Origin of the sequence: Acinetobacter sp. CWB-B33 (assembly GCF_039655955.1) — a bacterium.
Classification (GTDB): domain Bacteria; phylum Pseudomonadota; class Gammaproteobacteria; order Pseudomonadales; family Moraxellaceae; genus Acinetobacter; species Acinetobacter bouvetii.
In genome coordinates this window covers 762,012-781,561 of record NZ_JAGFEU010000001.1, presented here as the reverse complement: position 1 = coordinate 781,561, position 19,550 = coordinate 762,012, and the positions used below count along the sequence as shown (strand labels likewise).

19 protein-coding genes and 7 tRNA genes are annotated in these 19,550 nt (G+C 44.4%); 3 read left to right on the top strand and 23 right to left on the bottom strand.

The genetic code is table 11. The features are described 5' to 3' along the window. Positions 1–727 precede the first annotated feature (727 nt). The 9 genes from JZ784_RS03700 to JZ784_RS03660 all read right to left on the bottom strand — a co-directional run bounded on the left by JZ784_RS03700 (position 728) and on the right by JZ784_RS03660 (position 4,112). Positions 728–813 (bottom strand) — tRNA-Leu (locus JZ784_RS03700). A gap of 100 nt (positions 814–913) precedes the next feature. After that, positions 914–998: transfer RNA gene (locus tag JZ784_RS03695), tRNA-Leu, on the bottom strand. Between the two features lie 37 nt (positions 999–1,035). Next, a tRNA-Trp gene (locus JZ784_RS03690) sits at positions 1,036–1,109 on the bottom strand. Positions 1,110–1,146: 37 nt separating this feature from the next. Beyond that, positions 1,147–1,231, bottom strand: a tRNA-Leu gene (locus JZ784_RS03685). Positions 1,232–1,339: 108 nt separating this feature from the next. Then, a tRNA-Leu gene (locus tag JZ784_RS03680) sits at positions 1,340–1,424 on the bottom strand. Positions 1,425–1,460: 36 nt separating this feature from the next. Continuing rightward, positions 1,461–1,534: transfer RNA gene (locus JZ784_RS03675), tRNA-Trp, on the bottom strand. 37 nt (positions 1,535–1,571) lie between these two features. Next, positions 1,572–1,656, bottom strand: a tRNA-Leu gene (locus tag JZ784_RS03670). Between the two features lie 106 nt (positions 1,657–1,762). Further along, complete coding sequence (locus JZ784_RS03665; protein WP_346313848.1) at positions 1,763–2,623, bottom strand: protein kinase; 861 nt, start codon at positions 2,621–2,623, stop codon at positions 1,763–1,765. Next, a complete protein-coding gene (locus JZ784_RS03660) occupies positions 2,601–4,112 on the bottom strand; it encodes a DUF3336 domain-containing protein (protein WP_346314250.1) in 1,512 nt (503 codons plus the stop codon). The genes JZ784_RS03665 and JZ784_RS03660 overlap by 23 nt, the downstream gene beginning before the upstream one ends. A 189-nt stretch (positions 4,113–4,301) precedes the next feature. Between JZ784_RS03660 and JZ784_RS03655 the strand changes: the two genes are divergently transcribed. Further along, the gene (locus tag JZ784_RS03655) at positions 4,302–5,174 is read left to right on the top strand and encodes an ATP-binding protein (protein ID WP_005010585.1); all 873 of its coding nucleotides are present in this window, start codon (positions 4,302–4,304) and stop codon (positions 5,172–5,174) included. Positions 5,175–5,679: 505 nt separating this feature from the next. Here the strand turns inward: JZ784_RS03655 and tsaD are convergent. Beyond that, entirely contained in the window at positions 5,680–6,696 is a 1,017-nt protein-coding gene (tsaD, locus tag JZ784_RS03650) for a tRNA (adenosine(37)-N6)-threonylcarbamoyltransferase complex transferase subunit TsaD (RefSeq protein ID WP_005010586.1), read from the bottom strand. A gap of 147 nt (positions 6,697–6,843) precedes the next feature. Here tsaD and rpsU point away from each other — a divergent pair, with 147 nt between their 5' ends. Together rpsU and JZ784_RS03640 are read left to right on the top strand one after the other, a co-directional pair. Further along, positions 6,844–7,059, top strand: coding sequence for a 30S ribosomal protein S21 (gene rpsU, locus JZ784_RS03645; protein ID WP_001136722.1), 216 nt, complete (start codon positions 6,844–6,846; stop codon positions 7,057–7,059). Positions 7,060–7,097: 38 nt separating this feature from the next. After that, positions 7,098–7,544 (top strand): GatB/YqeY domain-containing protein, encoded by a 447-nt coding sequence (locus JZ784_RS03640; RefSeq protein WP_131275917.1) that lies wholly within the window; start codon positions 7,098–7,100, stop codon positions 7,542–7,544. Positions 7,545–7,643: 99 nt separating this feature from the next. Here the strand turns inward: JZ784_RS03640 and JZ784_RS03635 are convergent, their stop codons facing one another. The 13 genes from JZ784_RS03635 to JZ784_RS03575 form a co-directional block, all read right to left on the bottom strand. Further along, entirely contained in the window at positions 7,644–8,006 is a 363-nt protein-coding gene (locus JZ784_RS03635; protein ID WP_346313847.1) for a hypothetical protein, read from the bottom strand. A gap of 75 nt (positions 8,007–8,081) precedes the next feature. Continuing rightward, positions 8,082–8,453 (bottom strand): GFA family protein, encoded by a 372-nt coding sequence (locus tag JZ784_RS03630; RefSeq protein ID WP_346313846.1) that lies wholly within the window; start codon positions 8,451–8,453, stop codon positions 8,082–8,084. 111 nt (positions 8,454–8,564) lie between these two features. Further along, positions 8,565–10,004 carry a M48 family metalloprotease gene (locus JZ784_RS03625; RefSeq protein ID WP_346313845.1) on the bottom strand — a complete coding sequence of 480 codons (1,440 nt, stop codon included), beginning with the start codon at positions 10,002–10,004 and terminating at the stop codon, positions 8,565–8,567. A 93-nt stretch (positions 10,005–10,097) separates the two neighbouring features. Further along, positions 10,098–11,063, bottom strand: coding sequence for a D-glycerate dehydrogenase (locus tag JZ784_RS03620; protein ID WP_346313844.1), 966 nt, complete (start codon positions 11,061–11,063; stop codon positions 10,098–10,100). Positions 11,064–11,067: 4 nt separating this feature from the next. Next, positions 11,068–11,712 (bottom strand): hypothetical protein, encoded by a 645-nt coding sequence (locus tag JZ784_RS03615; RefSeq protein WP_346313843.1) that lies wholly within the window; start codon positions 11,710–11,712, stop codon positions 11,068–11,070. 169 nt (positions 11,713–11,881) lie between these two features. Then, entirely contained in the window at positions 11,882–13,771 is a 1,890-nt protein-coding gene (locus tag JZ784_RS03610; RefSeq protein ID WP_005010597.1) for a M48 family metalloprotease, read from the bottom strand. Positions 13,772–13,862: 91 nt separating this feature from the next. Then, on the bottom strand, positions 13,863–15,404 hold the full coding sequence (gene purF / locus JZ784_RS03605) for an amidophosphoribosyltransferase (RefSeq protein WP_005010598.1): 1,542 nt from the start codon (positions 15,402–15,404) through the stop codon (positions 13,863–13,865). Between the two features lie 24 nt (positions 15,405–15,428). Continuing rightward, positions 15,429–16,013: a CvpA family protein gene (locus JZ784_RS03600; RefSeq protein WP_346313842.1), complete on the bottom strand. Its 585-nt coding sequence runs from the start codon at positions 16,011–16,013 to the stop codon at positions 15,429–15,431. A gap of 5 nt (positions 16,014–16,018) precedes the next feature. Next, positions 16,019–17,020, bottom strand: coding sequence for a quinone-dependent dihydroorotate dehydrogenase (locus tag JZ784_RS03595; RefSeq protein ID WP_346313841.1), 1,002 nt, complete (start codon positions 17,018–17,020; stop codon positions 16,019–16,021). 220 nt (positions 17,021–17,240) lie between these two features. Beyond that, positions 17,241–17,417: a hypothetical protein gene (locus tag JZ784_RS03590; protein ID WP_346313840.1), complete on the bottom strand. Its 177-nt coding sequence runs from the start codon at positions 17,415–17,417 to the stop codon at positions 17,241–17,243. Positions 17,418–17,442: 25 nt separating this feature from the next. Further along, positions 17,443–17,922 carry a type II secretion system protein GspM gene (gspM, locus tag JZ784_RS03585; RefSeq protein WP_346313839.1) on the bottom strand — a complete coding sequence of 160 codons (480 nt, stop codon included), beginning with the start codon at positions 17,920–17,922 and terminating at the stop codon, positions 17,443–17,445. Next, a complete protein-coding gene (gene gspL / locus JZ784_RS03580) occupies positions 17,922–19,061 on the bottom strand; it encodes a type II secretion system protein GspL (protein WP_346313838.1) in 1,140 nt (379 codons plus the stop codon). Before gspL ends, gspM begins: the two co-directional genes overlap by 1 nt. 30 nt (positions 19,062–19,091) lie before the next feature. Continuing rightward, positions 19,092–19,547, bottom strand: coding sequence for a phosphoglycerate mutase family protein (locus tag JZ784_RS03575; RefSeq protein WP_346313837.1), 456 nt, complete (start codon positions 19,545–19,547; stop codon positions 19,092–19,094). Positions 19,548–19,550: the final 3 nt, after the last annotated feature.

Here is a 19,550-nt window from a genome sequence, read left to right as displayed (position 1 = left end):
CCTCCATTGTGAGGGCTTATATTTTACAGCACTGCAGCTTTTCTTGCCTCAGGCAATAAAACACAAGGCTATAAACTCTGCCTCTGACTTTGTTGTACAAACCAATCATCAGTGTTTATTGAACTTTATCATTTATAAATAAATATCCCCCGCGCCTAACAATGAATGGGGACTCCTTAATGCGCTTTGATTAATCACAGAAATATAATATTGAGTTTGATCCCTGCAGCCAATGGTACGCAGAATCTACAGGTGGCCACGGCCGGAACCATACTTATTCAGATACAGACATCCAATCCGGCTGAATGATCAAGGCTTTATTTGGATTATCTTTGCATATGGCCGCAAGCTTTGTTCCAAGCATGATGAATTTTTGCAAGTTGAATTAGGCAGCGCCTGGTTACCCTGCCCTTTGCAGCCTGATGTGTGCTGATAAAAAAGGTAAACGTTGAATAGCCGCTAAAATTTAAATACCTATTGCCCGTTTTATACGGCTGTCACTTGCTCTAAGAAAGAGTATTTCAATAGATTCAACAAGATCTAATTTTGCTTCAGCTCCCGATGCATCAGTTTTCTTTTTATTTCATCCCAAGTTTAACCATTAAAATCGGTTAAACTTCAGCCTGATCAACGGAATCTCAAACATTAAATTAAGCAATAAAAAAAGCCTTAATTCTTTTTGAATTAAGGCTTTATACTTCATATAAGGCTATATGAAGTTAAATTCTGGTGGGGATAGAGAGACTCGAACTCTCACGCCCAGAAGGCGCTGCGACCTGAACACAGTGCGTCTACCAATTCCGCCATATCCCCTTAGGTCGCCAATTATAACAAGATAAATGGACTTTTTCACATATTGCTGTTTAAAAAAACAGCTATTAAATCAATAATAAACCCATGATTTAATATTTGATGGTGGGGACGGAGAGACTCGAACTCTCACACCTTGCGGCGCTGGAACCTAAATCCAGTGCGTCTACCAATTTCGCCACGTCCCCATCAGGGTGCTGACACAAAGTCAGTCTTTTTAAAGCTTGGCAGAGGATCAAGGACTCGAACCTTGACGAACGGTTTTGGAGACCGTCATGCTACCATTACATCAATCCTCTATTTTCTTAATGCTTAAACCTGAATCTAAGCTTTAAGTGGTGGGGACGGAGAGACTCGAACTCTCACACCTCGCGGCGCTGGAACCTAAATCCAGTGCGTCTACCAATTTCGCCACGTCCCCAACTGGGCGCCAATTATATACAATATAAATGGACTTCTTTAACAAGATATTACCGCTTTAAAACTTGCAATAAAAAAGCAAGGCCAACAACCTTGCTTTAATACTTGATGGTGGGGACGGAGAGACTCGAACTCTCACACCTTGCGGCGCTGGAACCTAAATCCAGTGCGTCTACCAATTTCGCCACGTCCCCATCAGGGTGCTGACACAAAGTCAGTCTTTTAAAGCTTGGCAGAGGATCAAGGACTCGAACCTTGACGAACGGTTTTGGAGACCGTCATGCTACCATTACACCAATCCTCTATTTTCTTAATGCTTAAACCTGAATCTAAGCTTTAAGTGGTGGGGACGGAGAGACTCGAACTCTCACACCTTGCGGCGCTGGAACCTAAATCCAGTGCGTCTACCAATTTCGCCACGTCCCCAATGGCTGTGTATATTATAGAGATCACCTGTACATGACAAGCCTTTTTTAGAAAAAAGCATTTTGATTGCTTAAATAAAAATCAAAAAAGATAATTTGGAGATTTCTTAAACATTTTCAGATATTAAGCGCATTTTTATTTGCGAAAAATCACGCATTCTCTGCTTTTTTTGCTTCGCAAGCATATCTCGCAATATCGGTTCGAAAAATATAAATTGCTGTGGAAGATCAATTGTTAACCTCTGACAATGCAAAACAGCCCAATCTTCATATGTATGAGCCTGCAAACGCTGAGCTGTCAGCCATTCCAGCAGCACAATGCCTAAGGCGTAAAGATCACTTTGCACACTTTTGGGCTGCCCGTTGAATAACTCCGGCGCCATATAGCGCGGTGTTGCGTTCATAGCCGGGCGCTTTGCAGACGCTATCGGCACGGCCTGTTCAAAATCAAGCAGCCTCACCTGCCCTTGATAGCGGACAAAATGCGCTGCTTTGAGATCTGCATGCAGCCACCCTAATTCAGTTAACTGCGCTAAGGCGCTAACAGCCTCTATCATCAGCGCTTTAATTTGGCTTAAATTGAACTGGTTCGAGTCCTGACTAAAAATCGATTCCGCATGAGGCAATAGCAATAGTTGCGGATGCAGATGGCCTGCTTGAATTAACTGCCGGTGATCCAGCTGATTGACTGAGATAACACGATGCGGCAGCAAAAAACTGTGACGCTGCAGAGACCACTGCTGATACAGCGCCAGTTCCTGTAAAAACCCCTGCTGCGCATGCTTAAAGCCCTCTTCCCGCATGGACTGCCCTTTGAGCCAAAAACAGGAGGAATTAACTTGATCGCCGTTAGACGCATTTTGCAGCAGATACAAGTACCGTCCAAAATTCAAACTCTGGGCTTTGGCTTTTAAGCGGTATACAGCTGTCTGCAATAAATCCTGATCACACTGCAATAAATTCTGCATGCTGCTTTTCAGGTGATTCTTGATAATGCAGCAGCTCTAAACAATGCTGAATGGTTTTTCCAACCCGCGCATGGGTCTCAATCAGTGAAATTTTCGGCCAAGTCGCCCGTTCACCCTCTCGCTGCAGTACTTTAAATAAATATGGGCGCGGGTTTTGCAGCATATAGCTGTAATGGCGCAGGCTCTGCTTACCGACAATATTCACATCGCCATAATAACGCTGATCAACCACGCCATAGCCATGATCCAGCAAACGGCGTATCGGCGGCACACTGCCTACACGTTCACGGGCAAAATCCATCACCCCTTTAGTAATCACCTTGCCCTGCCGGCGGATAATCCGCTCAGGCCAGCTCAGCATGTCTTTGCGGAAGCGGGAAATATCATTTTGCATAAAGGGCACAATATGCGGATTCACCTGACTGGCAATCGTATAATTGATGTTGTATAAGCGCGCCATTTTCTCCTGCGGAAAATCACTGCGCACACTGCCATCCACCCAGCGGGTAGATGCCATATAAGGCGTGAATTGACCATCATAGCGCTTGCTGGTCAGCTTAACTGGCGGAAATAGAATTGGCACTGCGCAAGAAGCCAGAACAGCACTCCACACCAGCAAATCCGGCGCAGTATATGCGTTCATAATGCGCGCATCCTGCGAAGCATCATAGGGCGCAACCGCAATATTGATATTCAGCCCCGAGGTTTTTTTCGCCTCTGCAAAGGTCATATCCCCTAAATTTTCTTTGAGAAAATTCTTTAAATATTTTACATCCGCCAATCCGCCATTGCCGCGCAGCAAATCGCTGAGCTTTCTAAAATGAAAGGCTTCACTGTAAAAATTATGCCCCTTTAAAATTTCCATAAACTCAGACGGCTTTGACACGCCCAGCATGCCGGTCATGATGGCGCCGGCACTCGAACCAGAAAGCACTTTAGGCATTAAATCCTGTTCCATCAGCGCCTTACAGACGCCTGTATGAAACAGGCCGAGGGTTGATCCGCCAGAGAACATCATGGCAGGCTGTCCAAAGGCTTTTTGGCACTGTTCAAAGAAACCAATTTTTTCTTCTGATGTTAAACATTCACAGTCTTCGGAAGCAATAAAAGCCAAGCCTTCACTGACTTCCGACACATAGTCTTCAATAATTTTTTTTGTCCCGACATGCGTCACGGAAAAGAGCAATGGATGGCCAATATTCGCAATATCGTAGGTTAAGCCTTCACTCAAAATATACATCAGATCGCGAGTGCGCTTTTGCTGGCGGTAACGCCTAAGCAAAGCCAAACGGTGCACAATAATTTCTGCATCAAAATAAGGAGAGCAATTATCCAGCTTCCATTCTTGAGCGCCAGATTCCTCATCAATTTTCAGCGCAGTGCTTTTCCACTCGGCATAGCTTTCTGCAGTTTCCAGTTGCCGGCTTAGTTTTTTTATTCTGTACGCCTGGTGCGGATTTACATCCCTTGCAAAGTCTTTAAATAGCATATCCATCCCTCAGCGCTGGCTTTTATCTGCTGCATAATCATTAGATTCTTATGCAGCTTAAACTTTTGCAAAATTTGATCATTAATTCAATAGGCAAAAGTTGCTTCCGTTGGCATATCATGCCGAAATACTATACATTGTTGTTGTAAAATTACATCTATTCATCGATTAATCACAAGCTGAATACCCATGCCAACCTTAGATTTACCAGATAATATTTTAGAGTCCCTGTCCAGCGTTCTTTTGCAATTGCAGCAAACGCTTCCTGAACTTAGAAAAGCGCCAGACTTTACCGCTGCTGCCTATAAATGGCAGGATAAACAGCTGAAAGCAATTCAGCAATCAAAAAAAATGTATCTGGAAGATTTAAAAGGCATTGAGCGCCAAAAAGAAAAAGTCATCCAAAACACTTTGCAGTTTTTAAAAGGCTTCCCTGCCAATGACGTTTTGCTTACAGGTTCACGCGGCACGGGCAAGTCGTCTATCGTGCGCGCGCTACTGACTGAATACGAATCTCAAGGCCTGCGCTTAATTGAAATTGAACGTGATGATTTGTCTGATCTGCCTGAAATTCAAAAACTCATTGCCGGCCGTCCGGAAAAATTTATTGTCTATTGTGATGATTTGGCCTTTAACGCAGAAGATGAAAATTACCGCAGCTTAAAAAGTGTTTTAGATGGCTCACTGCAGTCAGGTTCAAGCAATTTCATTATTTACGCCACCAGCAACCGCCGCCATTTGCTGCCTGAATTTATGCATGAAAACACGCCTGTAACCAAGGTGGATGTCCCTCAATATACAGAACTGCATCCGCAGGAAGCCATTGAAGAAAAAATCTCTCTGTCTGACCGTTTTGGCATGTGGCTGTCATTCTACCCCATGGACCAAAAGCTGTATCTGGAAATTGCTGAACATTATTTAGCGAAAGCCAATCTGCCATGGACCGAAGATGCCCGGACAGCGGCTTTAAGATGGTCTCAAGGACGCGGACAGCGTTCGGGGCGCGCAGCGTATCAATTTTCTAAACACTGGATTGGTTCACAGCAGTTATTGAATCTATAACTCTGTTTTTAAGTTTTAATTTCCTTCATACGGCAATAAAATAAAGGCCCTGTTTATTTTGAATAGAGCCTTTTTTCACAAAAACATGTTGATATTACAGGTCTTACCCACAAAATAAGCATAATTAAGATACTGACTTAAATACTTTTATGATTCATCAGCACATTATTTTTATCCCCTTTCCACCCCATAAATAGCGAACGTAGACTGCAGAGACAACGGTTATTTTTTGAAAAACCCCTCTTGAATTAATCGATTGGCAGAATTTATAAAACTAAAATTCCATTTTCATCTTCTTAACGAAAAATACAGTCAATCCAACTATCTTTAAAATTTTTATCCACTATTCGTATCTAAACCGATTTCACTCCTCAGCGAGCTTGCATTTACTTCAACTGCCTTTCGCATCAAGAAATCAATTTCCCTAAAATAGTCTTATAACCGATATAAAAAAGCCCAGATCTCATGTCTGGGCTTTTTTATATCGGTTTGTGTGATTCAGCACTTAACCTTGTTCAGGATTGCTCAATTCCGTCATCGGCCAGCGCGGTGTTGTGGTTACCGCCAAGCCATCATGCTGTCCTGCTTTTAAGCGCTGATAACCCGCAAAAGCAATCATGGCGCCATTATCGGTACACAATGCAGGCTCTGCATAAAACACATGGGCACGAATTTTAGCCAGGTCGGCTTCTAAGCGTTCTCTCAGGCGGCTGTTGGCACTTACACCGCCAGCAATCACCAAACGCCGCAAGCCGGTTTGCTTTAATGCTTTCACTGATTTTTTCACCAGTGTATCCACCAATGCTTCTTGGAATGAAGCCGCAATATCGGCTTCGCGGCCTTCGCCTTCCACTTTTTTCAATTGCACAGATACTGCTGTTTTCAAACCACTGAAAGAAAAATCTAAACCTTGATGCAGCATTGGGCGTGGAAATGCAAATGCATTCATGTCACCAGCTGCAGCCAGCTTAGAAATATTCGGCCCGCCCGGATAAGGCAGACCCATCATTTTCGCGACTTTATCAAAGGCTTCGCCTGCTGCATCATCAATAGATTCGCCCAACAGTTCATATTGGCCAATGCCATACGCAGCCATGAGCTGTGTATGGCCGCCCGACACCAGCAAAGCGACAAATGGAAATTCTGGCGGAGTTTTGGACAGCAATGGCGCCAGCATATGACCTTCCATATGATGCACGCCAATCGCCGGCTTATTCAGCGCAAAGGCTAAAGTTCGGCCAAACAGCGCGCCTGTCATGAGCGCGCCCATCAGACCTGGCCCGCGGGTATAGGCAATGGCGTCAATTTCAGATTTTTTAATGCCGCTGTCTGCCAGCAATTGGGTGATTAAAGGAATTAATTTGCGCACATGGTCACGCGAAGCCAGCTCCGGCACGACGCCGCCATATTCTGCATGCAGTTTAATTTGGCTATACAGCACTTGCCCGCGCAAACCCAACTCGCTGTCATACAATGCGAGCCCTGTTTCATCACAAGATGTTTCTAAGCCTAAAACGATCATTAAACTGCCTATAACCTGTATCAAATCTATTGCGAAGCCTATTATAGACTTGTGGTATGAGATGTAAATGAGTAAAATACTGACCTTCACTTGTGATCGAAGGCAATTTCGCCCTAGATCTTATCCATAACTTAATGAGGATTCTTCATGCCACAAGTTAAATTGAAAGAAGGCGAACCAGTAGACGTAGCTATCCGTCGTTTCAAACGTTCATGCGAAAAAGCGGGTGTTCTTGCTGATGTTCGTAAACGTGAATTCTACGAAAAACCTACTCAAGAACGTAAGCGCAAAAAAGCTGCTGCTGTTAAACGCTACCAAAAGAAATTGGCGCGTGAATCAGTACGTACGACTCGCCTTTACTAAGATTAATTTGTGATTGATTGACTAACCTGGAAAAATAAATGACTACTTTAAAAAACCAAATAACTGATGTTTTGAAAGCAACTATGCGTGCTAAAGAAATGGGCAAGTTAACGGTAATTCGTAGTCTACAGGCAGCAATCAAGCAAATTGAAGTCGATGAACGCATTGAGCTTGACGATACTCAGGTTCTTGCGGTCATTGAAAAGCAAATCAAACAACGTAAAGAATCGATCAAAGCCTTTGAAGGCGCTGGTCGAGAAGATTTAGCTAGTAAGGAACAAGCCGAACTTGAGGTTTTATCTCAATTTCTACCAGAAGCTATGACTGAGGAAGAACTTGATTCCATCATTGCACAGACTATTGCTGCGCAAGAAGCTACTAGCATGAAAGATATGGGTAAGGTGATGAACTCTCTGCGTCCGCTCATAGCCGGGCGCGCCGATCCTTCTCAAGTTTCTGCAAAAATTAAAGCAAAACTTGCTTAATACCCAAATACTTCCCTCTTTTGCGTTGAACTGCCTTAAAATTTAGATCAAACCTTTAAGACAGTTCTTCCATAGATACTAAAATTCATTCAAAAACAATTAATTCAAATTGCACTGAACATTATAGCGCTTCAGCATCTGCATTTCTTTTGAAGACAATACCTGAACAATCACATCTTTTTTGCTGATATTGGCATACTGCTTATCCAAATAGGCTCTATTGCTATCTGCAGCCTGATATAAATCATCTGCATATTTACTCAATATTTTACAAAAAACCACCTGCTGCTCAGCAGTAAATCCGCGCTGCATGGGATCCAACGTATTAAAAAAATTCCGAGTATCCTGCTGATAATTTTCATTAATTTTTTCAACTGCATGCACATACTGCTCAGCGCTGGCCGCCCAAACTGGCTGCTGTGAAATTCCCAAAATAAATAAAGCCAAACAAGTTTTTTTCATCAAATCAATCTTTATCATTAAACTTAAAAAAAGCACTGCTACCCATTGTAGCATCAGGCCAAAATTGTGTATCGCTCAAAGATCATGAATACAAATAAAATCTGGCTGATATTCTTTATAAGCCAGTTCTTCAGGCGCAGGCAATGCACCATGTGTCACAGTTCCTAAACGCAGCCGCAAGACATCCGGCAAATCAGTTCGGCAGGAATACACCGGGCTGCCGCATTGACTGCAAAATACACGAGCCTTATTAGCTGTATGAAAATATTCCTTTAAAGCCTCACCGCCTTGCAGCAGCTGAAACTTGGATTTATCAATTGGAGAGTTCCAGCCGAACAGTGCACCTTGCGCCAGCCTGCAATGCTGACAAAAACACAAAATGCTCCGTTCCAGTTCGGCCTCATACTGGTATTTTATCGCACCGCACAAACACTGTCCCTGAATCATTACAGCACTCCATTATTTTGAATTATTATGCTTTAAATTGCGTTGGCTTAATCTTCACCCCTGCCGATCAATGCAGTGAAGACGCCTTATGGAGAACTCCAGCACTTTCGCCTAGACCGTCAATTGCCGGTCTTTCTGCATTTCTTTTAAGCGCTGGTCTATTACAGCTTCGAGTGACTTGCGCTCTTTGGCTAAACGCTTAGCATGCAATAAAGACTTTATGGCATTTTCTTCATTGCCTGTCCAAAACTCCACCTCCGCACGGTAGCGCAATACATTCACAGACCGCAGCGCAGAGGAATTGTCAGCATTTGCAGACTGCTGCATTAGACGCCAGCCGGATACATCACGCGGGTTATTGCGTAAAAATTGACGCACCGTCAACTCCGCTTGAGCCGGCTGCTTATTAAGGATAAGCACTTCTGCATATTTATAATTTAACGCGCGGTTTTCCGGCATAACCGCCGCAGCGCTGCTCATTAAACTGAATGCATTTTCAATTTTATTCTGTCCCAAGTAAACATCTGCCTGCAGCAGCGTCATCAGCACATGGCTGGATTTAACATTTTTAGCTTTATCAAGCGCAGTTTGTGCAGCCGAAAAATCACCATGCTGTATGTGAAAAGCAGCCAAGCCCATTAAACCCGCAAAATTATTTTGATTCGCCAACGCCTGCAGCTGCTGTTCGCTGCTCTGGCCAGACAGAACTCGGCTATATTGCTTAATTATTTCAAAATCTTCATTGTCTAAATTTGGCTTTACTTTCGGCAGCTGATTTGCCCTCAGGCGCGCTTCACTCATACGCTGTGTCGTGAGTGGATGCGTCAGCCAAAAGTCCGGCAAAAAACTGGCCTGACTTGTAGCGCGGTTCATGACTTCAAAAAAATCAGCCATGCTTTGCGGGTTATAGCCTGCAGCATACATATACTGCATTCCTATGCGGTCAGCTTCACGTTCTTGGTTTCGGCTATAAGTCAGCTGCTTATCCAGCAGTGCCGCCTGCGAACCTAGCATCACAGCAGCACCCGCATCACCATCTGCCTTGGAAGCAACCAATGCACCCACCAAAATGCCTGCCAATGAAAGCAAGCCTTGCCCCTTAAAGGCTTCTTGAGAGCGGCTATAATGGCGCTGTGTGACATGCGCAATTTCATGCGCCATTACACCAGCCATCTCATCCATGTTGCGCGCAGAGTTAATCAAACCCGCGTTCAGGGCAAATAATCCGCCAGGCACAGCAAAAGCATTAATTTGCGGATCACTAATAATTAAAAGGCCGACCGGCTGACTGAGCTGTGTCTGGCTTAAAATATGGGAAAATACTGCATACAAACGGTCTTCAAGCCAAGGATTTTGCAGAACCGGCATCTGCTTATTGACTTCACGGAATACTTTTTCGCCAATCGCCTTTTCTTTTTGCTGATCAAGCAAACCAACGCCGCTGCCAATCTCCGGCACAGCAAACTGAGCTGCCGAATTAAATTCTACCGTTTGACTCTGCGCGAGCATCGAACACAGTCCCAGACTGCAAGCCAGTAAAGTTTTTTTCAATGCCGCATCCCAATCAAATTTATTGCTTATTCATTCCGAAATATAGCATTGAAAAATGAGCCATTATGAAAGAAAGTGTTATTAAATTTTTAATTAATCCACTTTCTTAACAGCGTAGCGAGGCTGCCTGCCCTCCAAAGCATCGACCAAATTCTCATATGCCAATTCAACCATCCGCTTGCGGGTTTGCGCAGTCGCAGACCCGACATGCGGCAAGGTTACTGCATTATCCAGCTCAAATAATTCTGAAGCCTGCAGCGGCTCCTTTTCATATACATCCAATCCAGCTGCGAAAATACTGCGCGACTTTAAAGCCTCAATCAGCGCCTTTTCATCAATCACAGAACCGCGAGAAATATTGACCAGCACAGCGTGCTGCTGCATAAGCTGCAATTCGCGCGCGCCAATTAATGATTTGGATGCCGCATTTAAATCAACTGCAATTACAACAAAATCAGAACAGCTTAATAAATCATCTAGACTGCAGAATTCAGCTTTAAACTGTTCTGCGGTTTCAATTTTTTCACGCCGGTTATGGTACAGCACATTCATATTGAATCCGTAAAAACCGCGTCTCGCAATCGCAGCGCCGATAGAGCCTAAACCGATAATGCCTAAGGTTTTTCCATAAACATCAACACCAAATTGCTCTGGGCCTGCTGTTCTGGACCATTGCCCCTGCTTCATCCAGGCATCCAATGATGGAACTTTTCTTGCCGCGCTCATTAAAAGCGTAAACGCCAAGTCTGCTGTCGTTTCAGTCAAAACGTGCGGGGTATGCGTCAGCCAAATATGCTTTTGATTTAGATATGACACATCATAATTGTCGTACCCCACACTCACACTGGAAATAACCTTGAGTTTTTCTGCATGTTTTAAATTGCTTTCACTCAGCCGCCGGCCAGCGCCGATCATCCCATCCGCATCACGGCTTTCTTCTAGAATTTGCTGATTGATATCGCCTTTTTTCGGATTAATTTGAACAACATGATATTGCTGTTCCAGTCTCATCAAAATTTCATTATCGATTTGGCTAAAAACAACAACTTTCTTTTTCATGTATTCACGATTCCTTCATTTTATTTTGCATAAATTGCCAAAGGCGTTTTTTTAACAAAGGCTGACTCAGCATTTCCTGCAGTGAAGCCAGCTGAATAGAATGGGATGCCTGCAGGTGAGGAATTTCCCCTAAGCACAGCACATTTTTTTCTGTGCTGAACACATCTAAAAAGCCTTGTATATAAGATGATGCACCGCGGCCATCCTGCATGTTCTGCCAAGCAAATGGCCATTGCAGATGATGAAAATCTGCAGAAACGGCACGCTGAATATTGCGCCATAATTGCTGCTGATCGGCCGTGATCGCAGTTGCGTCAACCAGCAGCACGCATTGCGGCAACACCATTGCCTCAATTGAAAAAGCGGGAATGTGAACTGCCGAAACTAAAGCTTCTTGCACTGCAGCGGGTGCTGTTTGCTGTTGTTCCGCCTCAGGGGCTGAAAGCACAGGCTCCTGATGGACAGGCGGCTGAGGCCGTTCCGGCTGTTCAGCCACCGCAGGCATGTGCGGCAGGATGATTTCCGAAATAGCTTCTTCAGGCGCCTGATCACGCCATATAGCAGGCTGATGCTGCTGACACAGAGCATCCTTAGGAATCCAAATATCAATTCCCAACGCCGCCATTATGTCACGCTGATGCCCCATCATGCTTTCATCATCACCAAAATTCTAGCCAATATTCTATCGAGATTAGGCGCACTTTGCTGTACTTTTATTTTAATTCAGCTTAAATGGTGCGCATCGTCAATTGTTAAACCGGATCGCCGCAGTCAAAACCCATTTGACGGATACCAACGCCACAGCTTAAACCCATCATTTAGATAATCATCAAGCTGTTTTTCTTTTGCATTAAATCAATCATTTCATCAGTTTCAAAACCTAAGCGCCAATACAGCAGCTCCAGCACATCCAGCTCATCCTGCGTGATAATCCGGTCATTCCATAAGCAAATTTCTGCAACAGCCAAAATACTGAATCGGTCGCGAAGCAAAAGCCCTGCAATATCATTTAGAATTTCCGCTAAATCAATGGGTTCATCTGAAATTTCGCTGTAACGCTCCAGCTCTTTTGAACTTAAAATACGCTTAAGAATTTTTTCACGCACTTCCAGCTGACTGTCACTGTTAATTTGCTGCACATGCAGCAAGGCATCAATCAAACGCACAATACTGGGCTTTACATCCTCTAAAGCTGTCGCTGTATGAATAGGCATCAGGTTCAGCTCAAACTTTACCCGCTCGAGCAGCAAAGCATCCAGCAGCCCAATTTCACCATCTTCCTGAATAATGAGCGCCAGCTTCATAAGGAACTGTCTTGCAATTGTTGCCGGCATACCGCCAATGTTTTTACAGGCTTCTTTAAAAATAGCAATATGGACCCGGCCATCCAAATTCAACAATGAATCGACAATAGCGCGGCTGACTTCCGCTTCCGTCGGAATAAATTCCCGATACTGACGAATCATTAAAATCGCCACCATCACTTCACGCGACCCCGTAGCCGTCTGCATCGCCCGGACAATCAATTCAGGTCGCTGCCAATTGGTGCGGATTTCAGGCTTTAAAGGTTTAATCGCATCTTTAATGGCAAAGCTGATTGGCGACAGCCGCAGCAAAGGCAAAGGCTGAGGTGAACTCCAAGGAATCGTAACATCCGGACTGACTTCTTCCAGCGAACGGAATAAGCTAAACAGCAGCTGATTTTTTAATTTTTTTAGATTTTCCAGCTGTAAATCCTGAATGACACCCGGATTCAACTCAAAAATGCGCTGCGCAATACTGGGATGAATATTCATCCAGTTTTGCGGGCTTAATGCGTTGGCAAAACACATATGAGAGATGGATTCAGCATATTCACTGTGAATTTGAGAACCCGAGTGATGGACATATATCCGCAGCAACGTTTGAATATTGGCATCATTTTGAATTAGACGCTTGGTCTTTTGGTCATTTCGGTATGTGCGCCCGCCCAAGGTAATAAACTTAATAAAGCGGGTAATCAGTATTCCTAAACTCCCTGTAAGCCAAATCAACGCGCCAATGGCTACAAATACAGTTTCAAATTTATTTTCACGCACATAGCCGTTACGGTAAAAACCGCGTTTCGCAATTTTACTGCCCCACTGGCTGAATGTTGTCAAACCGCTGTATAAAATTTTAAGGCGGGTATTTTCGGCAGCTTCACCCGACAAAATTTTATTAAATTCATGGCTGAGCAAACCATACAACTCCATTTCATCTAAATTCTGCATTGCCCCCCATGTTAAAATGATAGCGGTATCTCGCGGGTAAAAACCCGCAGTTAAGGCATTCACCCCAACTTCATACGGCAGCACATATAAAGCCGGCATATCAATTAAAAATGTATCCGCCAGCTGTTCTGTAATTTTAAGCGCTGCGCTTTCTTCAGGAATGCTTTCTATCAGGCTTAATCGGCGCGCACCCAGCTGCTTTGCCAACGAATGTCCGCCCATTCTAAAAACATAAAATTCATAAATAACAGAAACAGACATGATCAAGATCAGCAGCGCAATTAAATATGGGCTGAGCATATGCCAATAAATTGATTGGGTTGAATCTACATAAAAAACCAATAAGCCGACAATTGTATTAATCAGCACAATCGTTAAAAGCACAGCAACCGCACAAATAGAAGCGGACCAAAACATATTTTTGTTTTTTATAAAAGCATAGCCGACTTTTCTCAATGCAATCCCTTAAAACAACATTGTCTTTTGTTTAACCATCATAAATGAAAAAAGCGGGAAATTCCCGCTTTTCATAGAGTTTTTGAAGTGATTACTCTTCGCGAACCCCTGTTAAGTCAACCGATGCCGCGTCGATATTAACATCAATATACTTGTCATTGTTTTCCAGCTTCGCCGAATCGCTGCGCTGTTTCTCCAATGCGTCCAAGTAAGCTTCATCAATGCCGCCCGCAACATACACGCCATTGAATACAGAACAGTCAAACTCTTGAAGTTCAGGAACTTTCGTCGTGCGCACAGCCGCTTTTAAGTCTTCCAAATCCTGAAAGACCAACCGGTCCGCACCGATAATTTCACGGATTTCTTCAACACTGCGGTTTGATGCAATCAGCTCAGATTTAGCAGGCATATCAATGCCGTATACATTTGGATATTTCACCATAGGCGCAGCAGAGGCAAAGAATACTTTTTTCGCACCTGCATCACGCGCCATCTGGATAATTTCGTTACATGTTGTGCCGCGGACAATAGAGTCATCCACCAGCAAGACATTTTTGCCTTGGAACTCCAATTCAACCGGGTTCAATTTTTGGCGAACTGACTTTTTACGCAGCTGCTGACCCGGCATAATGAAGGTACGGCCGATATAACGGTTCTTCATGAAGCCTTCGCGGAATTTCACACCCAAGGTATTTGCCAGCTCAAGCGCAGAAGTGCGTGATGTATCCGGAATTGGGATCACGACATCAATATCATGCTCTTCACCCCATTCACGCAAGATTTTCTGCGCAAGCTTCTCACCCATTTTTAAACGGGCTTTATAGACTGAAATGCCGTCAATAGTTGCATCTGGACGCGCAAAATAAACGTATTCAAAAATGCATGGGCGATATTCAGGTTCTGATGCGCACTGTTTCGTGAACATCTCACCCTGCGCCGTAATGAAGATCGCTTCGCCGGGCGCAATATCACGCTCAACTTTAAAACCAAGGGCAGTAATCGCGACCGATTCAGAAGCAATAATATACTCTTTGCCCTGCTCTGTTTCACGAGAGCCATAGATCAGCGGGCGAATACCATTTGGATCGCGGAAGCCCACTAATCCTTGCCCGGTAATCATCGTGACCACAGCATAGCCACCCTTACAGCGCTCATGCACGCGGGAAACCACATCAAAGATGTCTTCCGCTGACGCAGTCAATTTGCTGCGTTTTTGCAGCTCATGCGCAAAAACATTGAGCAGTACTTCTGAATCAGAATCCGTATTCATGTGGCGCAAATCTGTTTTAAACAGGTCCTCATGAATTTCCGCTGCATTGGTTAAGTTGCCGTTATGCGCCAATGTAATGCCATAAGGCGAGTTTACATAAAATGGCTGGGCCTCAGCACTGCTTGAAGAACCCGCAGTTGGATAACGCACATGGCCAATACCGTAGTTCCCCTGCAAAGCGCGCATATGACGTGTATGAAACACATCACGCACCATGCCGGTGTCCTTGCGAAGGAATAAGCGACCTTCATGGCAAGTTACGATCCCAGCGGCATCTTGTCCACGATGCTGTAACATCGTTAATGCATCAAACAACATTTGGTTAACGGGTGATTTACCAGCTATACCAACTACTCCACACATAGCAACCTCGCAGACAAGCTAGGATTAATAAAAAGGATTATTTGTTGACTTAACTTCAGACGGCGTTTTTTTGGCAGCCGCCTCAGATGAAAGTTCCGAAGACTTTGGCTGGTCTTCGGAATGAATATGATGCATGGCTTCATTGGCAGCATCTTTGGACATTTGCGCAGCCCAAGGTGCATATGGCAATAATGCTTGAATAAATTTTGATTGCTTCCAGTGCGGTGAACTTTCCACCCAAGGCCCGACGCCTTGAATTGTAATCAGCACCACCAGCAAGCCCTTTAGGCCTCCAAATACACCGCCTGCCAAACGGTTTAACGGGCCTAATTTCAGGCTTTTCAAAATACCGTTCAGCAAGGATGTGGCTATCCATGTGAGGACAACAATCGCCAGCACAATAAATGCAAAGGCCGCAATTTTTTGAACCACTGGATCCGAACTGAGCGCAAGCATTGAAGGCGCCAAAATGGATGCATATTTTGCCGCAACAATTAATGCCAGAATCCATCCTGCCAAGTTCGCAAAGGCTTTAATAAATCCTTGACGCAAACCGTTAAGCCCTCCAATGAGCAATATAATCAGTATAAAGATATCAATGGCATTCATAATCTTTATAGCGCGTCGACGCAGTCTTTAACAAGCCTAGGTCCAGTATATATGAGACCGCTGTAAACTTGTACAAGGGTGGCGCCGGCATTCTTTTTCGCCGCAGCATCTTCGCCTGACAAAATGCCGCCCACGCCAATTAATGGAATTTGACCTTTCAGCGCTTTCTCAAAAGCAGCCAAACATGCTGTGCTTTTTGCAAATACTGGAGCGCCAGATAAACCGCCTGCTTCATCGCAATGCTTCAGGTTTTCAACGCCTTCACGCGACAAAGTCGTATTAGTCACAATCAAACCGTCTATTTTAAATTGCAGCAATTGATTACTGATGAACTGAATATCTTCCTGTTCTAAATCAGGCGCGACTTTAAGCACTAAAGGAACATAATGCTGATATTCTTCAGCCAATTCAAGCTGGCGCTTTTTCAGGGTTTCCAGCAATTCTGTTAAAGCCTCGCCGCTTTGCAGGCTGCGCAGATTTTTAGTATTGGGGGATGAAATATTAACCGTAATATATGATGCGTAATTGTAAACTTTTTCGAGGCAAATCAAATAATCATCGACCGCATTTTCAACCGGGGTCGCTGCATTTTTTCCGATATTGATGCCCAGCACACCTTTAAATTTAGCGGCTTTGACATTTTTAATCAGCTGATCTACGCCATCATTATTAAAACCCATGCGGTTAATGATGGCTTTGGCTTCCGGCAAACGGAAAAGGCGGGGTTCAGGATTGCCTGGCTGAGGCTTTGGCGTAATGGTGCCAATTTCGATAAAACCAAAACCCTGGGCTGCCAAGGCATCAATATAAGCGCCGTTTTTATCCAGACCTGCCGCTAAACCGACCGGATTTGGGAACTCGATACCCATGCAGGTCACCGGCTTTTCAGCAACAGCTTGACGCATCAAGCCCATTTTATGGGATGATTTCAAAAGGGATAATGTCAGCTCATGTGCACGCTCTGGTGCTAAAGAAAACAACAAAGGGCGGGCAAGAGAATACAACATATCGGCAAAAGTCTACTGCTTTTTAAGTCGCCATATTATAGGCATAGCTGCACTAAAACACCATGCTTGATAAAAGCTTATTTGATAAAGTTCTGATTTTATTGTTTCAATAATATACAACTTCATTCGATATTCTTCGCGGCATAATGCCGGAAAGAATATCCATCCAATTTATCACTAAATCCCAGCCGAGCAACGGAACTCACGCCATGGCCGGCATTTACTGAAAAACCGCCCTTAAATACGCATTATGATCAATCGTTACACCTGACACATCCATCGTGATGGCCTGTTCGCCATTATAGATGAATGTGCCGATGGAGAGCATTTTACCAGCAGCACCATATATAAGCAGTGCACCTAGCTCTTTAGCCCAAAAAGCAGAAGAACCATTCATGCTATTGATCAGGCATGGACACGCATTAATGCACAACCGCAGTTAATTTAATCTGACCCGCTTCAGAATTTAACTCCATTTTTTCAATACTCAAGCCCATCTGCGCCATTTGGGTTAAAAAGTTAGCCAGCACAGCATAATTTTCATGCATGACCGCAATTTGAATTTGATCGCCAGACTGCTGTGATGCAACCGACAGCCCCTGCTGCTGCGCGGCCCGCTGCACCTTATCTGCCGCGGATAAAACAGTATCACCCGCGGGCTTCATCGTCACTGCATTACTTTGCATCCAAACCATCATATCTTTCAAATCATTGAGGCGCTTTTGCTGATATTCCGCCGCTTTATGCATATAAAAAAGTGCAGAACCCGCCGCCGCCACAATAACAAAGGCCGCTGTAAACACCACCATCACCCGCTCGCGCACAGAGAGGCCATCCAGATAATCCGTAATCTGTTCAACACGCTGATCAATACGATGCTGTAAATTTTCTAATGCTTTCATTATTGTATTTTCACCAATCCCACCACACCGGAAGCGCTGGGCTGAATATTCCCCAATTCAGCTTTAAAGCCCTGCTGATTCAGCTGCTGGATTAAATTTTGCAGCAGTTCAGCTGAGCCTGCTTTCAGTTCCATATTTAAGGCCGATGCGTCATAAGATACACGGTTTGCCGTAATCTGCTGCTGCATCAGCAAAGGTCCAACACGGCTAAGCAAAGATAAGGCCTGCGTACTACCCGTTTGGCTTTGACGCAATTGCGCCTCAAACTGGCTTTTCAAGGTTTGCTCTGTCACCGGATAGCTTTGGCCAAACCAATATTTAAACTGATCAACCGCTTGCACTGCCATCGCATTCGCCACCTTTTTGTTTTGATGCCAGCGCACAGCATCATAACTAAACTGCACCACAAGCAGCCCAAGCAGCACAGCGGCGCAAGCTTTCCAATAACCCGATACTCCCTGCTGGTTTTTCGCTTTCGGCAGCACATTAAATGGATGCTGCTTAGGCTTTTTAATAACCGGGACTTCATAGTGGAAACTTTCTATCTGCTCTGCTGTCACAACTGCCTGCAGGCTATTCATCTGCTCTGCCGTCAGATTCGCAATCTGATATAAAGGCTGAGTTTGCTGATAATCTAAAAACAGGGATAAATCATCGACCGTTTTTCCCAAAAACGCATTTTCACGGACCAGCAAATGACCATTAATATTTGCTAAAACAGCTTGCCCCGCTTTCGGCTCATGCAGCAGCAAAAAATCTGGCAGCAATGCGGTCACATTCACAGGAATTAAGGTCAAAGCATGCTGCAGGGTTTCTACTTTAGCATTCGCGATGCCAAAAACCGTTAACTGCTCTGGGTTTTGAAAATGGTGTAGCACTTTCATTAAGTCCAAAGGCAAAATAACATACTCTTCCAGCAAGTATTTCACGCCATCTGCGCCGAGTTTTTTATACTGCGCCTTGGGAAAACTCTGCTGAATAATCTGCGCATCCCTGCTTGGAAAAAAAACGGCTGCTTCTTTGCCATGATGCTCTTTCAGATCTTGAATTAGCTGCTCAAGATTAGAGGACTGTTTCCAGCATTCTCCATCTGACCACTGCCAAACCCCATTGGCTTCAGGTGTCCACAAATACAACATCGGTTCTGTTCTGCCGTTATAATTAATTTATTATGCTGCTGGTATAAAGCTTTTAATTTGTGTCGATAGTCCTGGCGCAATCACTGCCTGCTCATAAATTCGGGCTTCTGCCAGCGCAAAAGGCTGAAATGGCTCTGCCTGTAATATAGATGCAATATGTGCAACTACATTCATGTGGCACACCACAGCAACAGATTCATAAGGCAGATGCGAAAGCCACTCTACAGCCGTGCGCGCATCATCATCGGGTTTAATTGTATTGCAAATCACCACAGGCACTTCTGGAAAATGCTGGCTCAAATGCGCAAGTGTTTCCTGCGCGCGAAGCAAAGGACTCACCACAAACACTTCAGGCTGAATCACGCCTTTCAAAAAAGCCGCTGTTTGCTCAGCTTGCCGATGCCCTCTCGGCGTTAACGGACGCTTGGCATCATTCCCCATAACCGGCGGCGCCGCTTCCCCATGACGAACTAAAGTCAGTTGCATAAA